This window comes from Paracidovorax wautersii, from assembly GCF_900113035.1.
In the GTDB taxonomy this organism is placed as follows: Bacteria; Pseudomonadota; Gammaproteobacteria; order Burkholderiales; family Burkholderiaceae_C; genus Paracidovorax; species Paracidovorax wautersii.
This window is the reverse complement of the sequence record NZ_FONX01000002.1, coordinates 343472-360493: the sequence shown is the minus strand read 5'-3', so window position 1 is coordinate 360493 and position 17022 is coordinate 343472. Positions and strand designations below refer to the sequence as shown.

Here is a 17022-nt window from a genome sequence, read left to right as displayed (position 1 = left end):
CGAAAGAGTCCTTGAGATCGCCATGCACGATGGCGTTGGGATGGAAAAGAAGAAGAAGAGGAAGAAGAAAACGAAAAGGAAAAGGGGAACAGCAAGGCCTCAGCCGCCGCAGCCCGTGGGCACCACGGCGCCCGTGCGCGCGGCCTCGGCGATCGCCTCGACCACCCGCAGGTTCTGCAGCCCGTCGCGCACCGACACCAGCGGCTGCGCCGTGCCGGCCACCACGTCGCAGAAATGGGCCAGCTGGCGCTCCAGCGGGTCGGCCCGCAGGGCGTCGAGCGTAGCCTCCGCAAAGGGCTCGAACCACGAGCGGTCTGGCTCCCGCGCGTAGGTCTTGAGCCGCATGGTGGGCACCGACAGCGTGCCATGGGTGCCGGCGATGACGTAGCAGTCTTCGTCCGGGTAGGTCGCGTAGTCCGGATTCTCCTGCGAAGTCTGCTCCCAGCTGCGCGCCGAGGCCGCGGTGTCCGACAGCAGGAAGCTGCCCAGCGCGCCGCTGGCGAAGCGCAGACTGATGGCCGCCGTGTCCTCCACCGCGAAGCCGCGCACCGCGTTCGACGCCATGGCCTGCACGGCCACGATCTCGCCGCACAGCGAGCGCAGGTTGCCGATCTCGTGGATCAGGTTGATGAGGATCGGCCCGCCGCCCGGCTGGCAGCGCCAGGGCGCGGCGTCGAAATAGCCGGCAGGCTTGTAGAAGGTGGCGCTGCCCTGCACGGCCACCAGCCGGCCCAGCCGCCCTTGGCGGATCACCTCGCGCGCCTGCGCCAGAAGCGGGCTGTGCGCGCGGTGGTGGCCCACCAGCAGCCGGGCCCCGGCCGCCTCGGCGGCGCGCAGCAGGCGCTCGCCCTCTGCGAGCGTGTGGGCCACGGGCTTTTCGATCAGCGCCGCGACGCCGGCCTCCACGCAGGCGAGCGCCTGGTCCACATGCAGCGCGTTGGGCGTGGCCAGCACCACGCCATCGGGCCGCTGGGCGGCGAGCAGCGCGGCCAGGTCGGGAAAGAGCGGCACGCCCGCTGCCTGCGCGCAGGCCTCGGCGCCGGGCGATGGGTCCACGATGGCGGCCAGCCGGCAGCGGGGCTGGGCCTGGATGAGTTCGATGTGCCGCCGGCCGATGATCCCGGCGCCCGCGACGGCGATGTTCAGTGTGGTCATGTGCTGGTCTTGTCTCCGGATGAGCCGCGCCGCATAGCGTAACGGCGCCCTGCCGGGCCCCTCGCGCCGGCGGCTTTCGCACGCTCCAAATCACACATAACCCCATGCATCTTTTGCATGGATTTCCCTGGTGTCTGACAGACACGCGGAGGGTGCCTTCATAAAATCGTCATTCCAGCCGACCCGTGGAAGGCCGGGCACCCAGGCTTTCAACGGCCTGCAGCCCCCGCGCACCCGACCACCCGCCGACTGAGCATTCCGCCGTTTTCTCAAAGGCAGCGCTCAGGAGTTCGACTAGCGTTTGCCGGCAGCCCGCACCGCCGTGCGGCGCGCTTCCTTTGAAAAAACGGTTTTTTCAACTCCAGGAAGCTCCCGATGAACGCACCCACCATGCAAGGCCTCGATCTCCAGGCCCCCGCATACGTCAAGAACGCCCGCCTGCTGGCCTGGGTGGCCGACATGGCCGCCCTCTGCAAGCCCGCCAGGATCCACTGGTGCGACGGCTCGCAGGAAGAGTACGACCGCCTCTGCCAGCAGCTGGTGGACGCCGGCACCTTCAAGAAGCTCAACCCCGCCAAGCGCCCCGGCAGCTACCTGGCCTGGTCCGACCCGTCGGACGTGGCCCGCGTGGAAGACCGCACCTACATCTGCTGCGAGAAGAAGGAAGACGCCGGCCCGACCAACAACTGGATGGCCCCGGCCGAGATGCGCAGCACGCTGCAGCCTCTCTTCGACGGCTGCATGGCCGGCCGCACGATGTACGTCGTGCCCTTCAGCATGGGCCCGCTGGGCTCGCCCATCGCGCACATCGGCATCGAGCTCTCCGACAGCCCCTACGTGGCCGTCAACATGAAGATCATGACCCGCATGGGCAAGGCGGTGTACGACGTGCTGGGCGTGGACGGCGAGTTCGTGCCCTGCGTGCATACCGTGGGCGCGCCGCTGGCCGCCGGCCAGCAGGACGTGTCCTGGCCCTGCAACAAGACCAAGTACATCGTGCACTACCCAGAGACGCGCGAGATCTGGTCGTACGGCTCCGGCTACGGCGGCAACGCGCTGCTGGGCAAGAAGTGCTTCGCGCTGCGCATCGCCTCCACCATGGGCCGCGACCAGGGCTGGCTGGCCGAGCACATGCTGATCCTGGGCGTCTCCAACCCCGAAGGCAAGAAGTACCACGTGGCCGCGGCCTTCCCCAGCGCCTGCGGCAAGACCAACTTCTCGATGCTGGTGCCCCCGAAGGCCTTCGAAGGCTGGAAGGTCACCACCATCGGCGACGACATCGCCTGGATCAAGCCCCAGGCCGACGGCAGCCTGCGCGCCATCAACCCCGAAGCCGGCTACTTCGGCGTGGCCCCCGGCACCAACTACCACACCAACCCCAACTGCATGGCCAGCCTCGACAAGGACGTGATCTTCACGAACGTCGCGCTGACCGATGACGGCGACGTGTGGTGGGAAGGCATGGAAAAGGACACCGGCAGCCTGCCGGGCCACCTGATCGACTGGCAGGGCAAGGACTGGACGCCCCAGATCGCCAAGGAAACCGGCGCCAAGGCCGCCCACCCCAACGCCCGCTTCACCGTGGCCGCCACCAACAACCCCGCGCTGGACGAAGCCTGGGACGACCCCAAGGGCGTGAAGATCGACGCCTTCATCTTCGGCGGCCGCCGCTCCACCACCGTGCCGCTGGTGACCGAGGCCCGCAACTGGACCGAAGGCGTGTACATGGCCGCCACCATGGGCTCCGAGACCACCGCAGCCGCCGCCGGCCAGCAGGGCGTGGTGCGCCGCGACCCCTTCGCCATGCTGCCCTTCATGGGCTACAACATGAGCGACTACTTCCAGCACTGGCTGAGCCTGGGCGAGAAGCTCGCCGCCTCCGGCGCCACGCTGCCGCGCATCTACACGACCAACTGGTTCCGCAAGGACGAAGCCGGCAAGTTCGTCTGGCCCGGCTACGGCGAGAACATGCGCGTGCTCAAGTGGATGATCGACCGCATCGAAGGCCGCGCCACCGGCCAGGAAACCGCCTTCGGCGTGGCTCCGAGCTATGCCGAGATCAACTGGAGCGGCCTGGACTTCACGGGCGCGCAGTTCGAGACCGTGACCCGCATCGACAAGGCCGCCTGGGCCGACGAGCTGAAGCTGCACACCGCGCACTTCGACCAGCTGGCCTACCACCTGCCCGCGCAGATGCTGGCCACCAAGGCCCAGCTGGAAGAGCGCCTGGCCGCCTGAGCGCCTGATGCCGCCGCGCTGACCCGGCCCTGCCCGCCCCGCGCGGGCAGCGACCCACAGAAGCCCCGCACCACGCAAGTGGCCGGGGCTTTTTCATGCCCTGGCGCAGGATCTACAAGCGCCTGCAGCTATTGATTCGATAGCAAACAGCTGCCAGGCGAGTCGCCGCGCCTCACCCCAGCGGCCCGCGCGAGCGCGTGGCCTCGTCCAGCAGCCAGGCGCGGAAGGCCGCGAAGGCCGGCAGGTGCATGCGGTCGGGCCGGTAGCAGAGGTAGTGGCCCTGCTCCACCACCACCGGCTCGCCGCAGGGCACGCGCAGCGTGCCTTCGGCCAGCTCGTCTTCGACCAGCACGCGCGGCACCAGGGCCAGCCCCAGGCCGCTGCGCGCCGCCTGGATCAGCGCCGAATACTGGGCGAAGCGCGGCCCGGCCGCCACCCAGCTCTCGGCCACGCCGTGCTGGCCCGCCCAGCGCGGCCAGGCGGTGGCGGCCTCTTCGTGGTGCAGCAGCGTGTGGCCCAGCAGGTCGGCGGGCGTGTGGATGCGGTGCGGGCCTTCGAGCAGCGCGGGCGAGGCGACCGGCACGAACTCCCGCCCGGCGATGTATTCGGCCACCACGCCGGGCAGCTCGGCCGGGCTGTAGCGGATGGCGGCATCGACCTGCGGCGGCAGGTTTTCGGTGGGCGCGAGGTGCCGGCTGAAGCCCAGCGTGACCTGCGGATGGCGGCGGCTGAAGGCCGGCAGGCGCGGGATCAGCCAGCGCGTGAGAAAGGTGGGCACGCTGGCCAGGGTGACCACGCCCGCATCGCCGCCGCCTGCGCGCGCCTCGAAGCTCGCGGCCTCCAGCGCGCGAAGCGGGCCGGCGATCTTCTGCCAGTAGGCCCGGCCCTGCGGCGTGAGCTGCACGCCGCGCCCCTGCTTGCGCAGGACCGGCACGCCCAGAAAGGCCTCCAGCCCCGCGATCTGCTTGCTGACCGCGCTCACGGTGAGGCACAGCGCCTCGGCGGCGCGGGTCAGGCCCTCGTGCCGGGCCACGGCATCGAAGGCCAGCAGTTCCTGGATGGTGGGGCAATCGCGCTTCACGGAACTCCTCCTGGTGGCCGGCAAAACGCCGGGCTCCGGTGCCCGGGCGAGCGCATGATACTTTCCAAAAGCTCAAGCTTTGTCATGCAAGCTTCACGCAAGCCTACGCACTGATTCCTAGAATTCCGGCACACGCACCGCCGTCCAGTCGCTGCCGGAAAGTATCCGGCCCCGCTGCGCGGCCACCGCCCCCACACACCCCACCGTTCCCGCACGAAAGCAGCGCCCTTGGTTCGCGGCATCACCCTTCTCTACGGCCTCTACCTGCTGCTGCCCATGGGCCTGCTGGTGCTGGGCAGCTTCGGCCAGAGCTGGACCAACACGCTGCTGCCCACGGGCGTCACCGGCCATTGGTATGCCGAGCTGTGGCAGGACCCATCTTTCCGCAAGGCCTTCGGCAGCAGCCTGGTGGTGGCGCTCTCGGCCTGCGCCATCGACGCGCTGCTGGCGCTGCCGCTGGCTTACGCGCTCTACCACGGCGCGCGGCGCGGCGGCGGCATGGCGGCGCGGCTGGTGTCGGCCATGCCGGTGGCGGTGCCGGCGATCACGCTGGGCTTCGGCTACCTGCTGGTCTTCAACACCGACACCCTGCCCTGGCTGGGCAGCACGCCGCTCCTGGTGGCAGCGCACGCCATCGCCACCCTGCCCTACCTCACCAACACCCTGCTGACCGACCTGCGCCACCTGGGCCTGGAGCGGCTGGAGCAGGCCGCGGCCACGCTGGGCGCGGGCGAATGGCAGCGCTTCACCGGCATCGTGCTGCCCAGCCTGCGGCAGAGCCTGCTGTCGGGCCTGGTGATGGTGGCGGCGCTCTCGATCGGCGAATTCAACCTCTCCAACCTGCTGGCGGGCTTCCAGAACCGCACCTATCCGGTGGTGCTGCTGCAGGCCTTCTACGGCGCCACGGGCTTCGCCTGCGCCGCCACCGTGGTGCTGCTGCTGCTCGCCGGCATCGCGGCGCTGCTGTCGTCCACCGTTTTCCGCAAGTCCCCATGAGCCTCGTCTTCGATCAGGTCAGCTACCGCTATCCCGGCTCCGCGCAGGGCCTGCACGATGTCTCCTTCGACGTGGCGGCCGGCGAGCTGGTGGCCGTGATCGGGCCCAGCGGCTCGGGCAAGTCCACCCTGCTCAAGCTGGTGGCGGGCCTGGAGACGGGCCACGGCGGGCGCATCGTGCTGGGCGGGCAGGACATGGCGGGCACGCCGGTCCACCAGCGCGGCATCGGCATGGTGTTCCAGAGCTACGCGCTCTTTCCGCACCTGAGCGTGCAGGACAACGTGGCCTACGGCCTCACGCTGCGCAAGGTGCCGGCCGCCGAGCGCCGCCGCCGCGCCCTGGAACTGCTGGAGGTGGTGGGCCTGGCCGAACACGCGCAGCGCGCCGTCACGCAGCTCTCGGGCGGGCAGCAGCAGCGCGTGGCGCTGGCGCGGGCCCTGGCCATCGACCCGCGCGCGCTGCTGCTCGATGAACCGCTTTCCGCGCTGGACGCCAGCGTGCGCGGCCACCTGCGCGACCAGATCCGCAGCCTGCAGCAGCGCTTCGGCGCCACCACGCTGCTGGTCACGCACGACCAGGAAGAGGCCCTGGCCATGGCCGACCGCGTGGCCGTGCTGAAAGACGGCCGCCTGCTGCAGATGGCCACGCCGCGCGCGCTGTACGAGCGGCCCGCCTGCCGCGCGGTGGCCGAATTCGTGGGCCTTTCGACCCTGCTGCCCGCCCGCGTGAGCGCCGCAGGCCGCGTGGACGCGGGCTTCGCCGAGCTGGCCGTGCCCACCGCCGGCCGCGCCGTGGGCCAGGCCGTGCATGTGCTGTTGCGGCCCGAGCACGTGCGCGCCGACCCGCCCCCGGGCACGCCCAACCGCCTGGCCGGCACGGCCGGCGCCCAGCGCTACCTGGGCGCGGTCACGCGCTACGACTTCGCCATGGCCGGCGCGCCCCGGCCGCTGCTGTGCGAAGGCGCGCAGCCGGCCCGCGAGGCCGTCGCCATCGCGCCCGAGCACCTGCAGCTGCTGGACGACTGACCGGCCGCGCTCTTCGCCTTCATCCCCCGTCTTTTCCCTTCATCCAGGAGCTTTCCCCATGCAACGCAGACACCTCCTCCAGGCCGCCGGCAGCCTGCCCCTGGCCTCCTGGCTCGCGCCCCGCGCCGCCTTCGCCTTCGAGGGCGCCGAGCTCTATGCCGGCGAGCGCGCCCTGTACGACGAGGCGAAGAAGGAGGGCCTGTGCGTCTCCTTCGACACCGGCCCCGAATGGGCCAACTGGAAATCGCTGTTCCGCGACTTCAAGAAGCGCTACCCCGAGATCGAGCTGACCTACAACGACCTGGGCTCGGCCGCCACCGTGGTCGCGCTGGAGAAGATGCGCCGCCGCCCGCAGGCCGACACGGCGTATTACTTCGCCGCCTCGGCCGTCGATGCGGTCAGGAAGGACGTGGTCGCGCCCTTCAAGCCGCTGCACTTCGAGCAGCTGCCCGAGGTCTTCCGCGACGCCGAAGGCCGCTGGTTCACCATCCACACGCTGAACATCGCCTTCCTGGTCAACAGGAAGCTGGTCAGGAACGTGCCCGCCGGCTGGGCCGACCTGCTCAAGCCCGAATACAAGGGCGCCGTCACCTACCTGGACCCGCGCAGCACCGGCGTGGGCCAGGTGATGGCCTTCGCCGCCGCCTACGCCAACGGCGGCAGCGTGGACAACGTCAAGCCCGGCATCGACTACCTGGGCCGCCTGCATGCCGCGGGCAACGTGCAGCGCGTGGAAGGCACCACGCCCTACGCCAAGTTCCTCAAGGGCGAGATCCCCGTCTGGATCGGCTACGAGAACGACGGCCTCAAGGCCAAGTACAGCGACGGCATGGGCGACGACTGCGCGGTGGTCATCCCCAGGGAGGCCAGCGTGGCTGCGCCCTACGCCATCAGCCTGGTCAAGAACGGCCCCAACCCCAACGCCGGCAAGCTCTGGCTCAACTTCATCATGAGCACGGCCGGCCAGCAGCTCTTCGCCCAGGGCTTCGTGCGCCCGGCCGTGCCCGGCACGCCGCTGCCCGCCGACATCGCCGCCAAGATGCCCGCCGCGCCGCAGATCCGCCCGCTCGACGTGGTCAAGGCCGCCGCCCGCAAGGCCGAGGTGGACCAGCTCTGGGCGCAGGTGGCACTGGCCGGCAAGTGATCGACCGACGTGCACCGATGATCCGCCGCTTCGGCGCCTGGCCCGCCTGGGCCTTCATGGCGCTCTTCTTCGCGCTGCCGCTGGCCGCGCTGGTGCCCGAGGCCTTCGCCGAGCACGGCAGCGCCTTCGGCCGGCTCTTCGCCAACCCGCTGCTGCCCGGCGCGCTGCGCAACACGCTGGCGCTGGGCCTCACGGCGGGCGGCGTCTCGGCCCTGGTGGGCACGGCCGTGGCCATCGAGCTGGCGCGCCAGCCGGCCGCGCGCAGGCGCTGGATGATGGCTCTCCTGGGCTTGCCGCTGGCGTTCTCGGGGCTGGTGATCGCCTACGGCTTCATCCTGGCCTTCGGCCGCGCCGGCTTCGTCACCCAGCTGCTGGCCGGCCTGGGCGCCGACCCGGCGCGCGTGGGCGGCTGGATCTACGGCGCGGGCGGCCTGGGCCTGGCCTATGCCTATTACCTGGTGCCGCGCGTGGCGCTCTCGCTCTACCCGGTGTTCGCCAACCTCGACCGGCGCCCCATGCTGGCCGCGCGCACCCTGGGCGCCACGCGCTGGCGCGCCTTCAACGACACGGTGCTGGCCGAGGTCGCGCCCTCGGTGCTGTCCAACGCCTGCCTGGTGGCGGCCATCGCCATGGGCACCTACGGCACGGCGCTGGCCCTGGCGGGCACGCAGCTCAACATCCTGCCGCTGATGCTCTACGCCCAGGTGGGCGACGGCGGCTCGGACTTCGGCGTGGCGGCGGCCCTCTCGCTGCTGCTGATGGCGCTGTGCGTCATCGTGATGGGGGCGGGCGACGCACTGGCGCGCCGGCGCGATCGGACCAAGCATGCAAGCACACCGCACTGAGACATCGACAGGCGCCGCCGACGAAGGCGCCTTCCTGGACACCCTGCCGCCCGCCGTGCGCGCCGCCCTGCAGCAGATGGCCGAGCGCCAGCGCGGCCCGCGGCGCCACCGGCGGCCGGTGGGCATCATCGGCCCGGGCGATGGCGGCGAGCGCGAATGCAGCGCCGCGCGCCAGGTGGCCCGGGCGCTGGCCGGGGCGGGCCTGGCCATCGTCTGCGGCGGGCGCGGCGGGGTCATGGCCGCCGCATCGCAGGGCGCGGCCGAGGCCGGGGGACTGGCCATCGGCATCCTGCCCGAGGAGGACGAGCGCCACGCCAACGCCTGGCTGGGCGTGGCCCTGCCCACCGGCATGGGCGAGATGCGCAACGCCCTCATCGCCCGCAGCGCCGTGTGCCTGGTCGCCATCGGCGGCAACATGGGCACGCTCTCGGAAATGGCGATGGGCCTCAAATGGGGCACGCCCGTCTTCGTGATGCACGGCGACGTGGCCCTGCCCGGCGCGGTGCCGGTGGCGGACGTGGCCGGAATGCTGGCCCGCGTGGCGGACTGCCTGCTGGGCTGAACCGCCAGCGCGGAGGGGCCGCGCGCCGGCGGCCCCTTTCCCTTCAAGCTTTCAAAGCCTTTTTGCGCTGCAGCGCGCACGCAGCCTGCGCGTACAGCTATCTTCTCAATAGCAAACGCTTTGCAGCGCCCATGAAAAAGGGCACCTTGCGGTGCCCTGAAAGCTTCTTTTCGGATCTGCGGGCTCTGGGGCCCGGCGGGATCAGTAGTAGCGGCGGACGTTGTCCACGGCGATGCCGTTCATGGCGCGGCTCAGGTCGGCCATGATGCGGGCGTCGCGCAGGGCGGCGTTCCAGGTGCGCTCGTCTTCCTCTTCGCGGCGCAGGGCTTCGGCCCACAGGGCATACTGGGCGCGCAGGCTCACGACCACGCGGCGGATCGGGCCGGCCAGCAGGGCCAGGGCGGCGAAAGCGACCATCCACAGCACCATCCAGGCAGCCAGCAGGTGGCCTTCGCCCCAGCTGTCGATGAACTTGTTGGCCACCACCAGCAGCGAGGCCACGATGGCGGCGAGCAGCAGGGAGGCGCCGGCACGGGCGCTGGTGACGTTGGCGTAGGCGCCCTTGAGGGTGGCGGCGGCGTTCTCGACGCGCTGCACGCCGGGGTGTTCGGTGCGGTAATCGACTTGGACGAAGCTGGTCATGATGTGGAACCCTTGTAAGCCGCTTGTGGCGAAATTGCCGGGCTAGTGGGGTGAATCATAGGGTTTACCCCAACCACGGTCCACTTTATATCTTGAATTCCAGTCATTCACTTCAGTGATGGTTTAGGCATGCAGCCCCTGAATTTCAGAACCTTCGACCTGAACCTGCTGCGCGTGTTCGACGCCGTGATGTCCGAACGCAACCTGACCCGCGCCGCCGAGACGCTCTCGCTCACCCAGCCGGCCGTGAGCAACGCGCTGCGCCGGCTGCGCGATGCGCTGGGCGACGAACTGCTGGTGCGCAGCGGCCAGGGCGTGGAGCCCACGCCGCGCGCGCAGGCGCTCTGGCCGGCGGTGCGCGCCGCGCTGGCGCAGCTGCAGCAGTCGCTGGCGCCGGGCGAGTTCGACCCCGCCACGGCCAACACCGCCTTCGTGCTGGCCATGGCCGATGCGACGGGCGCCATGCTGATCCCGCCGCTGATGGAGATCCTCGAACGCGAGGCGCCGGGCGTCTCGCTGCGCGTGGTGCCGCTGACCACGCGCGACCCGCGCCAGCTGCTGGACGACGAGGCCGCCGACCTGGCCGTGGGCTACTTTCCCGCCGTGATGGCCGACCTGACGGCACGCGCGCAGTCGGGCAACCTGGTCGCCTACGAGAGCACCCGCATCTACGACGGCGAATACGTCTGCGTGATGCGCCACGGCCACCCGCTGGCGGGCGTGCCGCTCACGCTCGACCGCTTCTGCGCGGCGCGCCACCTGCTGGTGAGCTTCTCGGGCCGGCCCTACGGCTTCATCGACGAGGCGCTGACGGCGCTGGGGCGCGAGCGGCGCGTGGTGCTCACCGTGAACCAGTTCTTCACCGCCGGCCGCGTGGTCGCCTCCAGCGACCTGCTGACCGTGCTGCCGAGGCACTTCGTGGGCGTGGCCAGCCTCAAGGACGAGCTCGTCTGGCGCCCCCTGCCCATGCCGCTGCCCACGGTGCATGTCGATGCGCTCTGGCACCGCAGCCGCCGGCACGACAGCGGCCACCGCTGGCTGCGCGACGCCATGGAGCGCTCGGGCCGCCGCAGCGGCGCGCCCCACGAGGCGCTCACGCCACAATCGACGAAATGACGCAAGCGACCCCGACGAGGCAGAAGAAGACCACCATCCAGCTGCTGTCCGACCTGCACCTGGAAACCCACCCCCACTTCACCGCCACCCCCGCGCCCGGCGCCGACGTGCTGGTGCTGGCGGGCGACATCGGCTCCTACCAGTCCGGCTCGCAGCTGGAAGACGACGATTTCGGCCTGGCGCGCTTCTCGCCCCTGCCCCAGCACGCGGGCTGGCCGGTGCCGGTGCTGTTCGTGCCGGGCAACCACGAATACGACGCGCAGGACTTCGACGCCGCGCGCGCCCGGCTGCAGCGCACCTGCGAGCGGCTGGGCATCGCCTGGCTGGACCGCGCCACCCTGGCCCTGGGCGGCGTGCGCTTCGTCGGCACCACGCTCTGGAGCGACTTCGACGCCCTGGCCGACAACGAGCACGCCCACGACCCCACGCGCCGCCTGCGCCTGCGCGAGAAGGCCTTCCGCGCCGCGAATTTCTACCTGAAGAAAACGGGGGGCACGCGCGCGGGCGAGCCCTTCCTGGCCGAGGCCATGCGCGAAGAGGCCCTGGCCTGCCAGGCCTGGCTGCGCGATGCGCTCGCCGCGCCCTGGGCCGAGGGCCCCACGGTGGCCGTCACCCACTTCGCGCCCAGCCTGCTGAGCGCCGACCCGCGCTACGGCCTGGTGCCCGGCACGGCCGGCTTCTGCAACGCGCTCGACGATCTGCTGCCCCATGCCGACCTCTGGCTGCACGGCCACCTGCACGCGCCCAGCGACTACACCGTGCAGGGCACGCGCGCCGATGGCACGCCCTGGCACTGCCGCGTGGTCGCCAACCCGCTGGGCTATGCCCGCAAGGGCGAGCAGGCATCGTTCCAGCCGCACGGAACCGTGACCGTATGATGGGCCGCGCAGGGCCCCCGCCCTGCGCAGCGCCCGGCACAAGAACCTGTTCAGGGATGACCCAGGTCAAGACGACAGACGCGCGCCCGCTTTAGTCTGGCATTCCAACCCTGGAGACACGCATGAACATCCTGCTCGCCGTGGACGGCAGTCCCTACACCAAGAAGATGCTGGCCTACCTCGCCACCCACGAGGAGTTGCTGGCCGGCACGCACAGCTTCACCGCCGTCACCGTGCAGCCGCAGCTGCCGGCACGCGCCCGCGCCGCCCTGGGCAAGCAGGTGGTGGACAAGTACTACGCCGACGAGGGCGAGAAGGTCATGGCGCCGGTGGACAAGTTCCTCGCCCGCCACGGCGTGCAGATCAAGACCATCGTCAAGGTGGGCCCGGTGGGCGAAACCATCGCCAAGGTGGCCGACTCGGGCCGCTACGACCTGCTGGTGATGGGCACGCACGGCCACGGCGCGCTGGGCAACCTGGTGATGGGCTCGGTCAGCACGCAGGTGCTGGCCAACAGCCGCGTGCCGGTGCTGCTGGTGCGCTGAGCGCAGCGGGCGCCTGTCGGCGCCTTTCAGCGCCGCGCGGCGAGGCCCGCCAGGCAGGTCTGCATCGCCCAGTCCACGATCTGCGCGTCGCTGTGGCTGCCGCGCTCGCGCAGCATGGTCAGCATGGGGTCGGCCGAGCGCGCGAAGAGCGCGCACACGATCACCTCGGCCGGCAGGGCGGTGCTGATGTCGCCCGACTGCTGCGCCTCCTGCACCCATTCCTGGATGCGCTTGCGCAGCGCCTGCAGCGATGCCTGATAGGGCTCGCAGACCGCCAGGGCGGCAGCCAGGCTCGAATTGCGGCTCAGCATGAGCGGCATCTCGTCGGTGAGCTGCAGTTCGAGCAGCGAGCGCAGGAACGCGCTCAGCCGCTCGAAGGCCGACAGCGCCGGGTCCAGGCCCGCCACGAACTGGTTGGCACGGTCCACGGCATGCACCATGGCGGCGGCGCAGAGTTCGTCCTTGCCCGCGAAGTGCTTGTAGAGGCTGGCTTTGGCGATGCCGGCGGCACAGGCCACCTCATCCACGGTCATGGCTTCGAAGCCCTTTTCACCCATCAGACGGCTGGCCGCGATGATGATGGCTTGCTCGCGCGCATGGTGCATCTGTTCCTTGAAGGAGCGGCGGAGCTGCAAAATGTTCATCGCTACGATCTTATCGATAGCTTGACTCAAACAGGACGAAACACGGGCCGTCGGCCTACAAAATGTTGCGACACTGTCACACGTCGCAACATCGGGGCCTCTGGCAGGGGTCAGGCGGGCGTGGACAGCAGCGCGCGGGCGGCGGCGCTGGTGAGCGCATCGGTCATCGCGTCCAGCACGTCGGACTCCAGATTCCAGCAGTGCCAATAGAGTTGCACCGGCAGCGTATGGCCGGCGGCCAGGTCCACCAGCCGGCCATCGTCCAGCAGCGGGCGGGCCAGCGCCTCGGGCACCACGCTGGCGCCCCAGCCGGCGACCACGGCCCGCACCTGGCCTTCGGAGCTGGGCACGAAGAGCTGCTGCAGCGCCACCCGCTTCAGGCCGAAGGTGCGCGCGACGAATTCCGCCTGCAGGTCGTCCTTGCGGTTGAAGGCGACGAAGGCCACGTCGCGGAAGTTGTGCGCCGTCAGCCCCTGCGGCAGGTAGCGGCGGGCCAGGTCCGGCGCGGCCACGGCCACATAGGGCATGGCGCCCAGAGGCACCACCTTGCAGCCGCGCAGCGCGTTCTTCAGGGTGGTGACGCAGCCCAGCACCTGGCCCGAGCGCAGCCATTCCTGGGTGAAGTCCTGGTCGTCCGCGATGATCTCCAGCGGCAGGCGCTGGCGCACCAGGGCCTGCAGCGCGTCCAGCGCCCAGGTGGCGATGCTGTCGGCGTTGATGGCGATGGAGATGCGCTCGTCCTCGCGCCCGCCGCCCGGCGCGCTGGGCGCCAGGTCCTGCAGGTCGCGCTCCAGGTCGGCGCGCAGCAGGCGCATCTGCTTGGTGTGCTTGAGCAGCAGCTGCCCGGCGCTGGTGGGCTTGAGCGGCCGGCTGCGCACGATGAGCACCGAGCCCACCTGCGCCTCCAGCGCGCGCAGCCGCTGCGAGACGGCCGACTGCGTGACGTTCAGGCGCTGCGCCGCGCGCTCGAAGCCGCCCTCTTCCACGATGGCGGCCAGGCACTCCAGGGCGGCGGGATCGTAGGTGCTCATGGCGGGCTCTCTATAAGTGTGGCTGATGAATTTGGAGCAAGTTTAATTTCGCTTTTAATTCAAGCCAACGCGCAGCACACTGCCCAGCCATGAAAACCATCGTTCTCGGCGCCGGCATCATCGGCATTTCCACCGCCTGGCATCTGCTCGAGCAGGGCCATGAGGTCACTGTGGTCGATCGCCAGCCCGACGCGGCGCTGGAGACGAGTTTCGCCAACGCGGCGCAGATCTCGGTGAGCTACTGCGAGCCCTGGGCCAACCGCGACGCGCCCTGGAAGGCGCTCAAGTGGATGTTCGACAAGGAAGCGCCGCTGCTGTTCCGCCCGCAGTTCGACTGGGAGCAGTGGCGCTGGAGCCTGAAGTTCCTGGCGCAGTGCAACGACGCCGCCTTCGAGCGCAACGTGCAGCAGATCGTGGCCCTGGGCGCCTACAGCCATGAGGCGCTGAAGGACGTGGTGCGCGCCACCGGCATCGAATACAACCGTCTCGAGCGCGGCATCGCCCACTTCTATACCGACGAGAAATCCTTCGACGCCGCCGGCCATGCCGTGGACCTGATGCGCCGCTACGGCGTGCAGCGCCGCCTGGTCAGCCGCGACGAGCTGCTGAAGATCGAACCGGCCTTCAAGGCCTACGGCGACCGCATCACCGGCGGCACCTACACCAGCACCGACGAGAGCGGCGACGCCCGCGTCTTCACCCAGGCCCTGGCCCGCCGCTGCGCCGAGCGCGGCGTGCAGTTCCTCTACGGCCACGACGTGGTGCGGCTGAACCAGGCCGGCGGCGCCATCGAAACCGTCACCGTGCGGGCCCACGAAGCCGGCGCTGCCCTGCAGACCCTGACCGGCGATGCCGTGGTGGTGGCCTGCGGCAGCTACAGCGCGCCGCTCTTGCGCACGGTGGGCGTGAATCTGCCCATCTACCCCGGCAAGGGCTACAGCGCGACCTTCCCGCTGCTCAAGCCCGAAGGCGCGCCCATGGTCTCGACCATCGACGACGGCAAGAAGATCGCCATGAGCCGTCTGGGCGGCTTCCTGCGCGTGGCCGGCACCATCGAGCTGGGCGGCTACGACCTGTCGCTGGACAGCGCGCTGGCCCGCGCCCGCTGCCACATGCTCTCGCGCCGCATCGCCGAGATCCTGCCCGGCGTGTGCGACACCCGCACGCCCGAAGAAGGCGGCAACCCGCAGTACTGGACCGGCCTGCGCCCGGCCACGCCCACCAACATCCCCTACATCGGCAAGACCCGCGTGGGCAAGCTGTGGGTGAACGCCGGCCACGGCACGCTGGGCTGGACGCACGGCGCGGGCTCGGGCAAGGCCATGGCCGAACTGCTCTGCGGCCGGCGCCCGGCCATGGCCTTCGGCTTCCTGGGCATGGACGCCCCGGCAGGCCGCGCCTCGGCCACGCCCGTGGCCGCCTGACCCGCTCCTGAACTGAACTGAGCGCCGGCGCGGGGCCCCGAAGGCCCCCAAGGCCCCGCCGCCCTCACGCCGGGCGCGGGCCCGGCACGCCGTCTTCCACCACGAAGCGCGCCTGCGTCGCCACGGCGCTGTCGGCGCGCGCCACGTCCTGCACGGCGCGCAGCGTGGTCGTCCAGCCGGAAGGCGTCACCTCCGCCACGCCGTAGCCGCGCTGGTCGGCACGCGCCAGCAGCACGTGCGGATTGCGCTGCACCATCTTCTGCGCCTGCTCGGGCGTCACATGGCTGGCCGAAGCGATCGAGGTGCCGCAGAACTCGCTGGCGATGGCGGGCGAGCGCGCGTCGGCGACATCGGCCGGCACGCGGCAGACGTAGTTCTGGTGGATGTCGCCGCCGAGGAAGACGGTGTTGCGCGGCTGCGCGCCGGCCACCGCATCGAGCAGGCGCTGGCGGGCGACGGGGTAGCCGTCCCAGGTGTCGGTGCTGTAGCGCTCCTCGGGCCAGGCGCGGGCGTTGCGCTGCGAAAACAGCGTCTGCTGCGCCAGCACGCTCCAGCGCACGCCGCCGGCCGCGTCCTGCGCCAGGCCCTGCGCCAGCCAGCGTTCCTGCTCCATGCCCAGCAGCGAGCGGGCCGGGTCGCGCAGTGGCGGGCAGGCCTGGGGCGACACGCTGCCCTCGGGCGGCGCGCCGGCCGCGCGGCAGGCCTGCAGGTCGCGGTACTGGCGCGTGTCCAGCACGTGGAAATCCAGCAGCCGCCCCCAGCCGTAACGCGCGTGCACGCGCACGGCGTCCAGCGTGCCCAGCCCGCCCAGCCCCCGGCGCAGCGCGCTGGCACGCAGCGGCATGTTCTCGTAGAAGGCCTGGTAGCCGGCGTTGCGGCGCGCGAGGAAGCCCTCGGCCGGGCCCTCGCCGAAGAGGCCGGCGTAGTCGTTCTGCACCTCGTGGTCGTCCCAGGTCACGATCCAGGGGCAGGCGCGGTGCGCGGCCTGCAGGTCGGCATCGGTGCGGTAGAGCGCGTAGCGGTCGCGGTAGTCGGCCAGCGTCGTGGCCACCGGCAGCGTGTGGGTGCGCGCCAGCGGATGGCGCGGCGGCTTGGCCGGCATGGCGTATTCGTAGATGTAGTCGCCCAGGAACAGCACGGCGTCCAAGTCTTCGTCCACCATGTGGCGGTAGGCGGCGTAGTGGCCGTGCTCCCAGCGCTGGCACGAGGCGAAGGCCAGGCGCATGCGCTGCGGCAGCGCCTCCGGCGCCGGGGCGGTACGGGTGCGCGCCACGGGCGTGGCCGCATCGCCGTGCATGAAGCGGTAGAAGTACCAGCGGTCCGGCTCCAGGCCGGCCACCTCGACATGCACCGCATGGCCCAGCGGCGCCAGCGCCGTGGCCTGGCCCCGGCGCACGATGCGACGAAAGCCTTCGTCCTCGGCGACTTCCCAGCGCACGGTCAGCGCGTCGGGCAGGGGGCGGCGGGGCGTGCCGGCGGGCACGGTGCCGGGCACCGGGCCGTCCAGCAGGCGGGTCCAGAGCACGAAGCCGTCGGGCGACGGCGCGCCGCTGGCCACGCCCAGCGGAAAGAGCGCGCGCTGCGCCAGGGTGGCGGACCAGCTCCAGCGCGGCTGCCAGGTCGCGGCAGCGGCGGCCGCTGCCAGGCGGATGAGTTCACGGCGTTGCATGGATCGGTCTCCCGGCGGCACGGCGGC

General features: G+C 71.0%; 16 protein-coding genes. 10 read left to right on the top strand and 6 right to left on the bottom strand.

Annotation, left to right across the window (positions count from 1 at the left end; all coding sequences use genetic code 11):
* Window positions 1-99 precede the first annotated feature (99 nt).
* Window positions 100-1155 carry a Gfo/Idh/MocA family protein gene (locus tag BM070_RS04175; protein WP_092937881.1) on the bottom strand — a complete coding sequence of 352 codons (1056 nt, stop codon included), beginning with the start codon at window positions 1153-1155 and terminating at the stop codon, window positions 100-102.
* A 375-nt stretch (window positions 1156-1530) separates the two neighbouring features.
* On the opposite strand from BM070_RS04175, the gene BM070_RS04170 reads away from it, so the two are divergent.
* A complete protein-coding gene (locus BM070_RS04170; RefSeq protein WP_092937879.1) occupies window positions 1531-3393 on the top strand; it encodes a phosphoenolpyruvate carboxykinase (GTP) in 1863 nt (620 codons plus the stop codon).
* 172 nt (window positions 3394-3565) lie between these two features.
* Here the strand turns inward: BM070_RS04170 and BM070_RS04165 are convergent, their stop codons facing one another.
* Entirely contained in the window at window positions 3566-4474 is a 909-nt protein-coding gene (locus tag BM070_RS04165; protein ID WP_092937877.1) for a LysR substrate-binding domain-containing protein, read from the bottom strand.
* A 276-nt stretch (window positions 4475-4750) separates the two neighbouring features.
* Here BM070_RS04165 and BM070_RS04160 point away from each other — a divergent pair, with 276 nt between their 5' ends.
* The 5 genes from BM070_RS04160 to BM070_RS04140 all read left to right on the top strand — a co-directional run bounded on the left by BM070_RS04160 (window position 4751) and on the right by BM070_RS04140 (window position 9046).
* A complete protein-coding gene (locus BM070_RS04160) occupies window positions 4751-5470 on the top strand; it encodes an ABC transporter permease (protein WP_092938148.1) in 720 nt (239 codons plus the stop codon).
* Window positions 5467-6495 carry an ABC transporter ATP-binding protein gene (locus BM070_RS04155; protein ID WP_092937875.1) on the top strand — a complete coding sequence of 343 codons (1029 nt, stop codon included), beginning with the start codon at window positions 5467-5469 and terminating at the stop codon, window positions 6493-6495. Before BM070_RS04160 ends, BM070_RS04155 begins: the two co-directional genes overlap by 4 nt.
* Window positions 6496-6553: 58 nt before the next feature.
* Window positions 6554-7639 carry an extracellular solute-binding protein gene (locus BM070_RS04150; protein ID WP_092937873.1) on the top strand — a complete coding sequence of 362 codons (1086 nt, stop codon included), beginning with the start codon at window positions 6554-6556 and terminating at the stop codon, window positions 7637-7639.
* Window positions 7640-7656: 17 nt separating this feature from the next.
* Entirely contained in the window at window positions 7657-8484 is an 828-nt protein-coding gene (locus BM070_RS04145; RefSeq protein ID WP_175518414.1) for an ABC transporter permease, read from the top strand.
* Between the two features lie 76 nt (window positions 8485-8560).
* Complete coding sequence (locus tag BM070_RS04140; RefSeq protein ID WP_434803161.1) at window positions 8561-9046, top strand: TIGR00725 family protein; 486 nt, start codon at window positions 8561-8563, stop codon at window positions 9044-9046.
* A 201-nt stretch (window positions 9047-9247) separates the two neighbouring features.
* On the opposite strand, the gene BM070_RS04135 is transcribed toward BM070_RS04140, so the two are convergent.
* Complete coding sequence (locus BM070_RS04135) at window positions 9248-9688, bottom strand: hypothetical protein (RefSeq protein WP_092937869.1); 441 nt, start codon at window positions 9686-9688, stop codon at window positions 9248-9250.
* A 129-nt stretch (window positions 9689-9817) separates the two neighbouring features.
* On the opposite strand from BM070_RS04135, the gene BM070_RS04130 reads away from it, so the two are divergent.
* The 3 genes from BM070_RS04130 (at window position 9818) to BM070_RS04120 (ending at window position 12227) form a co-directional block, all read left to right on the top strand.
* Window positions 9818-10804, top strand: coding sequence for a LysR family transcriptional regulator (locus BM070_RS04130; RefSeq protein ID WP_092937867.1), 987 nt, complete (start codon window positions 9818-9820; stop codon window positions 10802-10804).
* Complete coding sequence (locus BM070_RS04125; protein ID WP_092937865.1) at window positions 10801-11682, top strand: metallophosphoesterase; 882 nt, start codon at window positions 10801-10803, stop codon at window positions 11680-11682. The genes BM070_RS04130 and BM070_RS04125 overlap by 4 nt, the downstream gene beginning before the upstream one ends.
* A gap of 122 nt (window positions 11683-11804) precedes the next feature.
* Entirely contained in the window at window positions 11805-12227 is a 423-nt protein-coding gene (locus BM070_RS04120) for a universal stress protein (RefSeq protein ID WP_092937863.1), read from the top strand.
* Between the two features lie 26 nt (window positions 12228-12253).
* Here the strand turns inward: BM070_RS04120 and BM070_RS04115 are convergent, their stop codons facing one another.
* Both BM070_RS04115 and BM070_RS04110 read right to left on the bottom strand, forming a co-directional pair.
* Entirely contained in the window at window positions 12254-12871 is a 618-nt protein-coding gene (locus BM070_RS04115) for a TetR/AcrR family transcriptional regulator (protein WP_175518413.1), read from the bottom strand.
* Between the two features lie 110 nt (window positions 12872-12981).
* Window positions 12982-13902 carry a LysR family transcriptional regulator ArgP gene (locus BM070_RS04110; RefSeq protein ID WP_092937861.1) on the bottom strand — a complete coding sequence of 307 codons (921 nt, stop codon included), beginning with the start codon at window positions 13900-13902 and terminating at the stop codon, window positions 12982-12984.
* A gap of 89 nt (window positions 13903-13991) precedes the next feature.
* On the opposite strand from BM070_RS04110, the gene BM070_RS04105 reads away from it, so the two are divergent.
* Window positions 13992-15326 carry a D-amino acid dehydrogenase gene (locus BM070_RS04105; protein WP_092937859.1) on the top strand — a complete coding sequence of 445 codons (1335 nt, stop codon included), beginning with the start codon at window positions 13992-13994 and terminating at the stop codon, window positions 15324-15326.
* Window positions 15327-15390: 64 nt separating this feature from the next.
* On the opposite strand, the gene BM070_RS04100 is transcribed toward BM070_RS04105, so the two are convergent.
* Entirely contained in the window at window positions 15391-16995 is a 1605-nt protein-coding gene (locus BM070_RS04100; protein WP_092937857.1) for an alkaline phosphatase D family protein, read from the bottom strand.
* Window positions 16996-17022: the final 27 nt, after the last annotated feature.